14 protein-coding genes are annotated in these 12109 nt (G+C 51.5%); 6 read left to right on the forward strand and 8 right to left on the reverse strand.

Annotated features, from left to right (window positions below; genetic code table 11):
• Positions 1 to 78: 78 nt before the first annotated feature.
• Positions 79 to 711, reverse strand: a complete 633-nt coding sequence (locus R6H26_RS05500; RefSeq protein ID WP_404789030.1) for an EcsC family protein — start codon at positions 709 to 711, stop codon at positions 79 to 81.
• A 75-nt stretch (positions 712 to 786) separates the two neighbouring features.
• On the reverse strand, positions 787 to 936 hold the full coding sequence (locus R6H26_RS05505; protein WP_404789032.1) for a hypothetical protein: 150 nt from the start codon (positions 934 to 936) through the stop codon (positions 787 to 789).
• 98 nt (positions 937 to 1034) lie between these two features.
• Between R6H26_RS05505 and R6H26_RS05510 the strand changes: the two genes are divergently transcribed.
• The 4 genes from R6H26_RS05510 to R6H26_RS05525 all read left to right on the forward strand — a co-directional run bounded on the left by R6H26_RS05510 (position 1035) and on the right by R6H26_RS05525 (position 2677).
• Positions 1035 to 1247, forward strand: a complete 213-nt coding sequence (locus R6H26_RS05510; protein ID WP_404789034.1) for a hypothetical protein — start codon at positions 1035 to 1037, stop codon at positions 1245 to 1247.
• 94 nt (positions 1248 to 1341) lie between these two features.
• Positions 1342 to 1485 (forward strand): high light inducible protein, encoded by a 144-nt coding sequence (locus R6H26_RS05515; protein ID WP_404789036.1) that lies wholly within the window; start codon positions 1342 to 1344, stop codon positions 1483 to 1485.
• Positions 1486 to 1616: 131 nt separating this feature from the next.
• On the forward strand, positions 1617 to 2324 hold the full coding sequence (locus tag R6H26_RS05520; protein WP_404789037.1) for a Uma2 family endonuclease: 708 nt from the start codon (positions 1617 to 1619) through the stop codon (positions 2322 to 2324).
• A 29-nt stretch (positions 2325 to 2353) separates the two neighbouring features.
• On the forward strand, positions 2354 to 2677 hold the full coding sequence (locus tag R6H26_RS05525) for a low molecular weight protein tyrosine phosphatase family protein (RefSeq protein ID WP_404789038.1): 324 nt from the start codon (positions 2354 to 2356) through the stop codon (positions 2675 to 2677).
• A 36-nt stretch (positions 2678 to 2713) separates the two neighbouring features.
• Here the strand turns inward: R6H26_RS05525 and R6H26_RS05530 are convergent, their stop codons facing one another.
• From R6H26_RS05530 to R6H26_RS05545, 4 genes are all read right to left on the reverse strand, one after another.
• Positions 2714 to 3817 carry an ArsA family ATPase gene (locus tag R6H26_RS05530; protein ID WP_404789040.1) on the reverse strand — a complete coding sequence of 368 codons (1104 nt, stop codon included), beginning with the start codon at positions 3815 to 3817 and terminating at the stop codon, positions 2714 to 2716.
• A gap of 11 nt (positions 3818 to 3828) precedes the next feature.
• Complete coding sequence (locus R6H26_RS05535; RefSeq protein ID WP_404791222.1) at positions 3829 to 4023, reverse strand: DUF2862 domain-containing protein; 195 nt, start codon at positions 4021 to 4023, stop codon at positions 3829 to 3831.
• Between the two features lie 427 nt (positions 4024 to 4450).
• Entirely contained in the window at positions 4451 to 4885 is a 435-nt protein-coding gene (locus R6H26_RS05540) for a type II toxin-antitoxin system VapC family toxin (protein ID WP_404789042.1), read from the reverse strand.
• Positions 4882 to 5175 carry a type II toxin-antitoxin system prevent-host-death family antitoxin gene (locus tag R6H26_RS05545; RefSeq protein ID WP_404789044.1) on the reverse strand — a complete coding sequence of 98 codons (294 nt, stop codon included), beginning with the start codon at positions 5173 to 5175 and terminating at the stop codon, positions 4882 to 4884. The genes R6H26_RS05540 and R6H26_RS05545 overlap by 4 nt, the downstream gene beginning before the upstream one ends.
• Positions 5176 to 5331: 156 nt before the next feature.
• Here R6H26_RS05545 and R6H26_RS05550 point away from each other — a divergent pair, with 156 nt between their 5' ends.
• On the forward strand, positions 5332 to 8439 hold the full coding sequence (locus R6H26_RS05550) for an alpha-mannosidase (protein WP_404789046.1): 3108 nt from the start codon (positions 5332 to 5334) through the stop codon (positions 8437 to 8439).
• Between the two features lie 95 nt (positions 8440 to 8534).
• A complete protein-coding gene (locus R6H26_RS05555) occupies positions 8535 to 9245 on the forward strand; it encodes a DUF928 domain-containing protein (protein ID WP_404789048.1) in 711 nt (236 codons plus the stop codon).
• Positions 9246 to 9265: 20 nt separating this feature from the next.
• Here the strand turns inward: R6H26_RS05555 and R6H26_RS05560 are convergent, their stop codons facing one another.
• On the reverse strand, positions 9266 to 10918 hold the full coding sequence (locus R6H26_RS05560) for a CHAT domain-containing protein (protein WP_404789050.1): 1653 nt from the start codon (positions 10916 to 10918) through the stop codon (positions 9266 to 9268).
• 45 nt (positions 10919 to 10963) lie between these two features.
• Positions 10964 to 11989, reverse strand: coding sequence for a hypothetical protein (locus R6H26_RS05565; RefSeq protein WP_404789052.1), 1026 nt, complete (start codon positions 11987 to 11989; stop codon positions 10964 to 10966).
• Positions 11990 to 12109: the final 120 nt, after the last annotated feature.

Genomic DNA, 12109 nt, shown 5'->3' on the forward strand with positions numbered 1-12109 from the left:
CACCTAGTCGAAGCTCTAATGTGAATACTGGGCATAAAGACCTACTGCACAACAAGCACAATATTCTGATATATCTGCTTAAGAAAATATTCTTTTAGCAGTTTTCCCACAGCCATGTACAAAAATACTGTCAAATGTGCCTCCTATAAAACCTCCAAGCAGTGGTACTATTTTCATAATATTGACCACTCCTTTTTGGCCAGCTTTGGTGATTAGTCGGAAACCTATCTTCTTGTTAATTTCAATAAAAATCTTGCCAGGTATCTTTTTGATCGTGCTCTGAAGTAGCTTAGTGCCAACAGTGATGCCTGCGGTTTTAAGAATATTCTCTCCCTCCGTACCGATCAAACATAATAGAACCATTGTTCTTACTTGATCGGAGTGAATGTCATGTCCTCGAAGACATGCAACCGCAGCCGCCGTATTTGCGCCAAGTGCGTAAGATGCAGCCAATCCTACTGGAATGGTGAAAGGCATGGCTGCAATACCACCCAGTCCAGTGATAAATCCAGTCCCAGCAGCATAGGTGGTTCTCCAGGCAATAACTGAATCTATGGCATCCTCAACATTGTCAGCCTTACTCAAGTGGTCTTTTGCAACCTGTTCTGCAGATGGTAGACCTCCTAATCCATTAATCCCAGCATCGGCAATCCATTTAAGAATTTTCTGTATTGGATCGCTATCATCGCTGCCCGAGCTAGCTGAATGCATGTAGTTCTAGTGTATGGGTGCTTTATCCTATTTGTTTCAGTCTTCCCAAGCCTATGAACAAACGATCTCCGTCATTCACATATCTCCCGTTGAACTCTCTTCTTTGGCAATAAAACGATCGCCAAGGATCGGTAAAGAGGGCGATCGCAGGCCATAGCGATCGCGGGAAGCCAGGGCCAGAGGATCCCTCGTAGAAAGCGATCGCCATTTGTCTGACTTCAACACATCACAGCAGGACGATCGCCTTGCCAGATTTTGCGATCGCCTTCTATAACCCCATCTCCACCCAGCGGACCTAGCAGCTCGACGCCGCTAAGGAGATTTTGCTGAAATGGCGATCGCCCACTACCCCTGTCGTGCTAGCCCGCAATCTGGGCCGACCGGGACAAGCCACCCAGGTTATTGCCCTCCAAGATCTCGCCGCCGACCAAGCCGATATGTGCACGATTCTCATTGTGGGCTCTAGCCAAACCCGTACCATCCAACGCCCCAACGGCAACGTCTGGGTCTATACCCCCCGCAAATATCAGGGTTAGCTAACCTCGGTACAATTCTACGCATTGCAACGGAAGGTAAAGTTGTGTTAACTTTATTTACATAAGGTTGATGTTTAGCGGAGCTTGTACATCCATGTCTAATCAAGAAGGGAAATTCGGGTTTACGCAGTTTGCCGAAAACTGGAATGGTCGCTTAGCCATGTTGGGCTTTGCGATCGGATTAGCAACAGAAGTCATCACCGGACAAGGCATTCTGACTCAAATCGGTATCATGTAATCTTATTGAGCCACTTTTGTAGGCTTAAAGATTGGGGGAAGTAGTTATACTGCTTTCCCCAATTTCTGTATGGGTTCGAAACAATCGGATTGATTATGATGGAGACGTTGCTGTAGCAGGCGGTACAATCCATGGTTCTGCAAATCCCCCGCGATCGCCAAGCGCCTTTGGTCACCTGGGAACCTCTTCCAGCGGACTTTGTCCTACCTGATGACCCCGTGGAGAATATTCAACAGCCTACCCTCGCTGCGGCCCTAACGGATGCGCTAGGCGCATCTGGTCTGATTCAGCCCCAGATGCTGATTGCTTCCAACTTTGGCATTGTTGCGACTCTAGACCAAAAAACCGTCGTCAAAGCCCCCGACTGGCTCTATGTACCGCAGACATATCCTACGCCGGACGGAGCGATCCGCCGCAGTTATACGCCGCTGTTCGAAGGTCAACCCGTTGCGATTGTAATGGAGTTTCTCTCGGACCACGATGCAGGCGAATATTCTGTACGACCGACGTTCCCCTACGGCAAGTTGTACTTCTATGAGGCCATTCTTAAGGTTCCGACCTACGTTATTTTTGACCCCTACCAACTCTCGTTAGAAGTGCGAAGTTTAGGGGAAGGCGACACCTACGTCTTACAAACGCCTTCCGCAGACGGTCGTTACTGGATTCCTGAGCTACAGCTATTTTTAGGATGTTGGTATGGCACAAGGCTGGGGACTACAACCCATTGGTTACGCTGGTGGGATGCGTCTGGCAAGTTGCTGCTGTGGAGTTCGGAGCAAGCAGAACGATTGGCTGCTAAGCTCCGAGAGTTAGGCGTCGATCCCGATGCGTTGGTTTAGAGGGCGGAGGGGTTCAACGAGAGGATTTAATGCAGCGCGTACTGTTTATCTGTAGCCAGAATAAGTTGCGAAGCCCCACTGCGGAGCAAGTCTTTTGCGACTATTCCGGCCTTGAAGTTGCCTCTGCGGGGACCAATCGCGATGCTGAAGTTCCCGTTGGGCCTGACCTCTTGCAATGGGCGGAAGTGATTTTTGTAATGGAAAAAGTGCATCGAACCAAGCTTGCACGGCGGTTTCAGCAGCATCTCGCTCGCAAGCGCATCATCTGCCTGGATATTCCAGATCGATACGCGTACATGGATCCAGAACTTATACAGATCCTCAAATCCAAGGTGGCAAAGTTTTTAGTCTAAAAAACGTCTCGCTTTCCTACAAAGCTTTGCCTCTCATCAAAACGAAATAATTAAATAGCCATCTTGGAACTTCGCACCCGTCACTTTTTGCCCTTTTAATTCTTGGGGCAAAAATAGGTTCCGGCGCTGGTCGCCAGCGGCAATGGTAAGTTCGGGTCCGTATTGGGTGAGCTGTACCTGGCTTTTGGCAAATCCTGGCAGAAAAAGCTTGACCTGACGCTGGGCAACGTCTACTGCCATCGGTTTAGGGGCTTTAAGCGCCTCTTGCTGAAAGTTGGGCAGATGCTGGGTCAAAGGCTGCCAGCTTTCATCGGTGCGGTTGGGCAGGGAGTGAACGGGCAAGGGTTTGAAGTGTTCTTCTACAGAACCGAGTACTGCCGATCGATCGACCAGAACACCCCCTACCGTTAAATTGGCTTGCTGGGCGCTTCCCCACAAATACTCTGCCGTCTTAATGGCTAGCGGATCTTCCGTCGTGATGAGATAGGCCGCGACTCGACTGGGATCGGCGATCGCCCGTTGGCCCTGACTCAGCTCGTCGTCTGCCATGCCAAACGGTTGGGAGAAATTGCCGCTCGTCCAGTCCGCGTTATTTAAAACCGCTGCTGCTACGGGTTGCAAAAAAGGAGAGACCGCTTTGCCCAAGTCCGACTCCGCAAAAACCTGACGGAACCGTCGCAGATACCAACTCAAAACCTCCGGCATTCCAAACATGCGCAATGTTGCGGCGCTGCTGTAGCCGTCGTAGATGATGACATCGTAGAGACCGCTGCTGTCAAAATTTTTGAGAGAGTACAGTGCCAGGGCCGAATCGAGGCCGGGCAAAACGCCTAGCTCTTGACCGAACACGTTCTTAAAAAATGGGGTGCGCAGATATTGGGTCTCGAGCTGCTTGACCTGAGCCCAGCTTTGCTCTAAGAGCACTGAGGCTGAAAGGATAGCCACCGATAGCTTTGGTGAAATTTCCTTGGGTTCGGTCGTCAATCCGGTTGCTTCAAGCATTAACGGAAGCCCTAGCTCCGCCTCATGGCCCAAAAGCAGCACCCGTTGACCCTGGCTAGAAAGCGCTTTGGCTGCGGCGATCGCTGCTGTAGTGCGTCCCGTACCGCCTTTGCCTAAGAACGTAAGAATAAAAGACATGGATTTAGCGCCTATTGCACTGGTTCTAGTTCGTCTTCAAAAAACCAGGTTTGAAAATGGTCTTCAAATTTTACGCGAATCCCCACGCCGCTGCCATCTGTCATTTTATAGCCATGAATGGTGCCGACCTGGCCTAATTTTTGAGCGATATCGCCATTCACGCGATCGCGGATGCGGCAGATGCGAACTTTTTGACCGACTTCCATCACGATTGAGTTCTCCGAAAACATAGACCAATCCACAGTCTATCAGGGTTTTAGACCTTTCTATAAGATCCATCTAGCGGCGATAGCTGAGAGAAACAATGAGTTAAGCGTGGGCTAGACTGATGGAAATAGATAGACAACTATGACTCGATTCGAGGATTTCTGTTGGAGTAGACCGATCGAGCTGTACAGGACCCCCTGTTTTTGCCCCCCTGTTTTTGCTGTCGTAAGGCAACAAGAACGATGGTTCAAACGTTTTCCCCACCAAATCCTCCGATCGATCGCCCAGAGCAGCGATTTGTGTTGCTAGGTCAACACTCGGGGGCGCAGTTTGAAGTGCTAGAAGCATTGCTAAGCGCAGAATATTCAGGAGTTCCGGTAAGACAATATGGTCTCTACCGAGGATATGGTTTTTACCCAAGGAATTCTAGGGTTCGAAGTCAACAAATGGATTGAACACAACCACTCCTGATTTTTGGAAATCTATAACATTGCGAGTCACCACACAGAGATCGTGCAATGCTGCTGTTGCAGCAATAAACAGATCTGGCTGACTGTAGGTGTAGCCTTGTTTTCGTCCTTGTTCGACCATGTGTCGCCACCTCAAAATGACCACTTCGTCAACGGGTAAAATGCGATCGCTAAACCAAGGCCGCAGCGTTTCATTCAGCCATTGCGTTAACTCCTGACTAAACGCCTCATCTTTTGTCCGTTCTATCCCAAATCGAATTTCTGCAAAGGTAACGGTGCTCAAATAAAAAGATTGAGGCAACTGACGTTCTGACCATTGTTTGACCAACGGATGGCAGTTGGGTTTGCGCAGTTCGGAGATGATGTTGGTGTCGAGCAGCCATCCATTCATAACTCAACATCGCGCACGGGAGATTGAATAGCAGGTGACTCAAAATCGAGGCGACTGAGGGGCGATTGAGAAAGCAACCCGTGAAGGCTGGGCTGTTGCAACAAAGGGAGTAGCTTTGTAAATTCTTGGGCAGAAATAACCACGACGGCATCTTCACCCCTTACCGTAATCAATTGAGGTACCTGTTCGCGGGCTAGCCGCACAACCTCGCTAAATCGAGCTTTAGCATCTTCTAGTTTCCAGTGTGGGTAACGATCGAGGCTAGATGAGTCGAGAGGAGTAGAAACCATAATCTAATCTGACTAGTTCTAGTCAGATTCTATCTCATTTTTCATGGCTCGAGCCACGGTGTCAGCTCATCCGCCCAATCCTGCTCAAGTTGATTCTTGGGGTCGAGTCAACTCGTTCCATAATGGAATGGCTGTTGGTCCACAAGAGAAGTAACGATGGGCGAAATATCCTCTACCACAGAAAACTATTGCCAGTGCATCGAAGCTGCGATCGCCCGTCTGCGTCAGCTCGCTCAGCGCGATCGTCAAACCGAATGGCGCATGAGTTTTGAGGATGCTGCGGTTGCGATTCAGTGCGACCCCAACCAATGGGAAACCTGGAAAACCGTTACGCTCAACGAGCGCCAACACATTGCTTGGCCAGCGGGACGTCAGGTGCTGTGGCTGGGGCAAGCGATCTGTATGCCTGAAGCATTGGCCGACTATCCCCTCGCCGGATTTACCGCCAGACTGTCCCTGATTTGGTGGGCAGAGCAGGCCGATGTCTACGTCAACGGTCGGTTGGTGCAGCAGGGCGACCTCTTCGACATTTCGGCGCGAGTCCTTTTAACGGAAGCGCTGGTTCCGGGAAGCGTCGTGGCGGTTGCCATTCGGTTGGTCAGTCCCGCTCACGATGCCGGGGCATTAGTGCGATCGCACTTCCTCTGCGAACCCTCGACGGGCGATCGCATCGATCCGGGCGCGGTCGCCGATGAACTGGCGGTGCTGCAAACTTACGCGATCGCCTTTCGAGCAAAGGATCTGAGTACTCTCGCTGTTGCGACACAGGATATTGCTTGGGAGCAAAGCGGAGATGCGATCGCCTTCGATCGAAGCCTCCAACACCTGCGCGATCGACTGACACCTTTCGCACAAGAGATAAAGCAACGGCAGATTAACTGGATCGGTCACGCTCACTTAGACCTAGCATGGCTGTGGCCAGTCGCAGAAACCTGGGAAGCCGCAGAGCGAACCTTTGTGTCGGCGCTCAACTTGCAAAAAGACTTTGAGGAGCTGAATTTTTGCCACTCTTCCCCCGCACTTTACGAGTGGATCGAGCAGCATCGCCCCGCCCTTTTTGCCCAAATCCAGCAACGCGTCGCTGAGGGACGTTGGGAAGTCGCCGCAGGGCTTTGGGTAGAGCCAGAGCTAAACCTCATCAGTGGCGAATCTTTGGTCAGGCAAGTGCTTTACGGTCAGCGCTACACGCAAGAACGTTTCGGACACATCAGCCGCGTGGCATGGCTGCCCGATAGCTTTGGGTTTTGCAATCAACTGCCCCAGATCCTCAAGCAAGGAGGCGTGGACTATTTCCTCACCCAAAAACTGCGCTGGAACGATACCACCCAGTTCCCCCACGAAGCATTTTGGTGGCAAGCCCCCGACGGCACCCGCACTTTTAGCATCATGACCCCACCCATCGGGGAATCCATCGATCCGCTCAAAATGAGCGCCCATGCTAAAGATTGGGAAGCTAAAACCAGCCTGAAAGAAAGCTTTTGGCTCCCTGGCGTAGGCGATCACGGCGGCGGTCCGACGCGGGACATGCTAGAGGTGGCGCGCAAGTGGCAGCAGTCGCCCCTATTCCCGCAGCTCAAATCCAGCACTATGACGGAGTTCTGCCAGCAAGTCGAATCAAACCTTCAAGACGTTCCCGTTTGGGACGACGAACTTTACCTAGAATTTCATCGGGGCTGCTACACCTCCCACGCCGACCAAAAGCGCTACAACCGCCGCTGCGAGCATTTACTGACCGAGGCGGAGATGTTTTCGGCGATCGCCACCCTCACCACGAACGCCCCCTATCCCAAAGCCGAACTCGAAACCGCCTGGAAGAAAGTCTTGTTCAATCAGTTTCACGATATCCTGCCCGGATCTTCGATTCCTGAGGTGTTTGCGGATGCAAATCGGGAATGGGAACTGGCACTGCAAACGGCACTGGATCTCAGAGAAAAGGCGCTAGAGGCGATCGCCGCTCAAATCCGCCTGCCCGAACCGCCCGTTGCGAATGCCATACCAGTCGTCGTCCATAACTCCCTCAATTGGGAGCGCTCTGAAGTTGTCCGTTGGCAAGCCCCCGACCATCATCAAGGAACCGTTCTAGATAGCAACGGGCAACCGCTCCCGACCCAATACAATTCTCAGACTCAGAGCCTTAGCTTTTGGGCTAATGCGATTCCTTCCGTCGGCTATCGCGTGTTTTGGTATGTCCCCACCGCTCTCCCAACCCCCTCTGGTAAAGCAGAGGAATGGATTTTAGATAATGGCCATCTGCGTGTCGAGATTTGCGAACGCACGGGAAACGTCCGCTCGATCTGGGATTATGCCGCTCGACGGAACGTGTTGGCCGGGCCGGGAAATGTCCTTCAGTTCTTTCAAGATCGGGGTCAGTATTGGGACGCGTGGAACATTGATCCCAACTACGCCCAACATCCGTTGGAAGCGGCGGTCATGCAATCGATCGCGCTTGCAGGCGGAACGGTCGAGCCAGCGATCCAAGTGGAGCGGTGCTGGCGGAACGCTACGTTTGTCCAAACCTATCGCCTGGGGCAGCAATCCTCTGCGCTCATGATTGACACCCAGGTTGATTGGCAAGAAACCCACGTTCTTGTCAAAGCCGCCTTTCCGCTCGGCATTTCGGCAGACTATGCCACTTACGAAACCCCGTGCGGAGCCATTGAGCGGCCTACTTTACCCAATCCGCAGCCCCTGACCGAACATCAAAAAGCAAAATGGGAAGTGCCGGCGCTCCACTGGGCCGACCTAACGCAAGCGGGAGAGGAACCCTACGGCGTCAGCCTGCTGAATGACTGTAAGTACGGCTATGACGCCCAGCCGGATTGCTTGCGGCTGACGCTCCTCCGCAGCCCGCAATGGCCCGATCCAAACTGCGATCGCGGATTCCACTCCTTTACCTACGCGCTCTACCCCCATTCCGGCAGTTGGCAACAGGCCCAGACCCACCAAAAAGGGTACGAACTCAACCGTCCTTTAATTGCCAAAACTTTAGCCCCCGCAGCCCATGGATCTGGCACGCTCAATGCCGCGCAAAGTTTCCTCTCGGGATTTCCAGAAAATCTGGTATTGATGGCGCTCAAACAATCCGAGGATTCTCCTCAAAATTGGATTGTGCGATTCTATGAAGCTTGCGGTCAACCTGCAAAAGCAAGGCTAGAATCGACGTTACCTCTGAAGCTACTGGGAACTGTAGATGGATTGGAACGTCCTATTAAACAAAGCGATGATATGGGAGGGTGGGAAGTGCGATCGCAGTGCTGGAGCTGAGGTCAATGGGTATCCTACCTCACGGGTCCGCCAACAGTCCTTTCGCCAGCTCTCGCCCATTCAGGCATCCCGATCTCGCTCCCGATCGAAGGTATATGAAAAGTCAAAATTATTGGTTCAAAACGGCGATCGCCCTCACACTTTTAGGCATTAGCTGTCCTATTTCCCCGAGTTTTGCAACCCGGTATCGCCCACCTCAAACCCTTCAGCGTCCGGCAGGCCGTCAAGGAGGGGCAACTCGAACGGGTTGCGTTATGAAGGATTTTGTATTCGAGCCAATTATCCCGATCTCAAACTACGGGCACTCGACCGCAGATTATCCGACTATTTACTGGTACTTGAAGAATCACAATTACTCCTGGGCGCGACTTGACTTGTACCCTACTCAAGATTCGCTGCCAGAAGAAATGCCTCAGTACAGTAAAACTTGGAAATTAACGAACGCGCCCCCTCTCTACAGCTTTACCTTTCCTCAAAATGAAGATCTTAAACCCTTAGAAGTGGGCCGAGAATATCTTTGGAAACTCACTTTATTCTGTTCTCCTTTAGGCCCTGACGATGATACTGCCGACGGATCGCAAGTCAGCATTCAAGGGGCAATTACGCGCGTTTCTGCTTCATCCTCTCTCTCGGACCAATTAGAAAGAAGCGATCGAAAATATGATGTCTATGCAGAGGAAGGCCTCTGGTACGACGCCATTCACGACTTAGCCACCAGACGCCAGGAACGGCCTCAAGATCCGCAACTGAATAGCGATTGGTGCGATCTCATGAAAGAGACGCGGCTCAAGGATAATCCTTGTTAGCCCGTCAAAATCCAAGAATCTTAGTTCCAGTTGCCAACGACGGTGTAGGCTGCCCAGTAGTACGGATGAGAAAGATTAAACTCGTTTTGCCGGGAACTATCAGGCGGCAAAGCAACCTGCGAGCCGTCCGGAAATTGAATTTGGCCGTTGTTAACCTTAACCGCTCCGCTCAACAAACTCAGCTGAGCGTTGCGCAGCGCAGCAGCCCGAATGGGCGCTGTTTTGAGATTTCGATAAAACTCGCTCATTAAACCCAAGGTTCCTTCGTCGCTGACAGACCAGAGGCTGCCAATGGCAGTCTTAACTCCCGTTTGGACTGCGAGTCCAGTGAAGCCTAATTCTGCTTGGTCGCTGCCAATTGCTGTTTGACAAGCGCTGAGGACCAACATTTCAACAGTTGGATTGGAACCCCATTTCTGACTGAGCGCGATTTTACGCAACTTGGATAGGGTTAATTTTCCATCCCAGAACTGAATAAAGGACTGATTGACATTGCCGGGATTGAACTCTGCATGCGTTGCGAGATGAACGATGCTGAATTGCTCTCGTTTGGCCAGGGACTGAAATTGACTTAAGGTAACCTGTTGGTCGAGGTAGCCTGCACCCTCCCAGATTTTTTCAGTCAATGTCGGCACTTCAACTGAAACCGCAGGCAATGCTGGCAGCCCTCCGGCGGATTGGGAAATCCCCATCCCGAGCATTTTTGTACCGCGAATGGGTTGAAATCGCGTATCTGTCAGGCTAAAGCTAGGAATCAGCGCTAAGTTGTATTGCTCTACCAAAAATCGATCGCCATCGTAAAGTGCCGCAATGGGAAGGGAGCGGAATCCTCTATCTAAACTAAAAACCAGCGTATCGATCTTATTGGCATCTAGCTCGGCCTTTAAGGGAGCGACTATCCAACGGTAGAGTTCTGTGGCAGGTGCTTGATAGCTCGTACCTTGAGTCTTTCCAGGATCGCTAACTTGCTTGCGAAAGTTTCTTGCCGATCGCCTGACTAACTCTGGCTTTGCCTCGGGAACTAGATAGGTGAGTACTTTGGTGGATGGAGTTGGGGATTTGTTTTCTTGAGCGAGTTTAAATTGCGGTTGGATTGAAGCTAACCGCCCATCTAAAGAAGGTACGGGAAAGTTTGATGAAGATAGGGAAGGCGCGTTGTTCGGCAAGACGAGGACCAGCTTGAGTCCTTTACTGGTGGATATAACGTAAATTAGTGCGGGGTTTGTACCCGTTTTTTTGCCGAGCTTTTCCAGTGTCTGCGCGATTTGGTCTGCGCTGGTGAGCCCTCCGTAAAAATTCAATCCGAAATAGGTCGAGTAGGGGAGGGATTGATAGGTTTCAACTTGCTCTATGACTTGAGTGGGGTTGCCGGCTACAACTGGCGATCTTGCCGGCCCGTCGCCGGGAGTGCTGGGCAAGATCTCGTTCGAGGTCGGCAAGGTGGTGTCGCTTTGACTGGGGTCGGCGGGCAAGACTTCGTTTGGGTTGGGTAAGGTGGTGTCGCTTTGGCTGGGGTCGGCGGGCAAGACTTCGTTTGGGTTGGGCAAGGTGGTATCGCTTTGGCTGGGGTCGCTTTGCGATCTGGCCTGCTGAGCGAATCCCCCACAGTTTGAAACGATGATTAGGCTCGCACAAAGCAATTGAGTTGCTGTTTTATGAAACTGATTGCGCATGGATTGTGGCCCGTGAGATACCTATAAGTGCAAAATCTAAAAATGCTAAAACGTAAACCCCAATCCCACGCCTAGAGAAAAACGAGGGCCATCTCCAGCTGTTCCCGCGACATCGGTTACGGCGGGGGTAATGACAAAAGGAACTCTAGGAAACGGGAGGAAAGAAACGGCTAAGGTGAGGTCTTGTCCCGACCATTCGGTAATAAAACTGAGTTGCTCGGTGATGCGCAAGGCGGCGCTTCCAAAGACACCCACCGAATCGCGATCGTTGAGAACGTCGTCCTCAGATCGATAGCGACCCGTTCCGGCTCCCGCAGAGAGGTACAGTTGGCTGAAAAGCGAACGGGGATCCTCTCTTAATTGAAATCCTTTGGTCACGACGCCATAGGGGCTGATGCCTGCGTCTATGTTGCCCCATCCTACAATTGCATTGTCTACACCCACGGCGATCGCCAACCGATCTGGCAAGCGTCTGTGGAGCTTGAATCCAACGCTCACGCGCTCAAAATTGCTCACATCTGCAATGCCAACGCTCACATCTAGGCCAACGGCTTTGCGGGCATCCCCGAAGCCAATGCCTACACCCAAAATAGCATCGGAGTTGCTACCAAAGCGGATTCGATGTTGAATGCTACCGCCTACGGAAATTTGCCCCCAGGATTTGCCGTAGGCAGAGGGCGTGAGGTAGCTGATGCTAGGGCCATATCTGATAGACCGCTGAAGCAGTTCTTTTTTTGGTTGGAAGGGAAGATCGTCTGGGGTGGCGGGTTCGGTCTTTAAACTGGGCGGCTGCCCGACCTCCTCCTCTGGGAGGGGTTCTACCGTCCCTTGAGCCAATCCTTCGGAGAGGTGGGGAGAAGGGAGAGAATCGAGCTGTTCGGGATGCAGTTCGGACAGCGAAAACTTTAAGTCCGTTGCTGAAGTACTGACACTGCGAACGGGGTGGCCTTCTATGCCGTCGTCGAACGAAGGCTCGTTAAACACCGCGATCTGGGTAGGCGATTCTTGAGATTGCGCGACGGCTTTTAAGCCAAAGCTACTCAGTCCGCAAGCCGCGATTGTTAACAGCAAAATTTTAAAGAAAGTAAGATTACGATGGTTAAGTTTTGTGGATTTTTTATAAAAGTACGTTTGTAAGAGTTTTACGGACATATTTGCACGGCACAGTTACAATGAATTAGATTGAAAGCA

It is taken from the genome of Altericista sp. CCNU0014 (genome assembly GCF_044923475.1).
Lineage (GTDB): Bacteria > Cyanobacteriota > Cyanobacteriia > Thermosynechococcales > Thermosynechococcaceae > JAAURS01.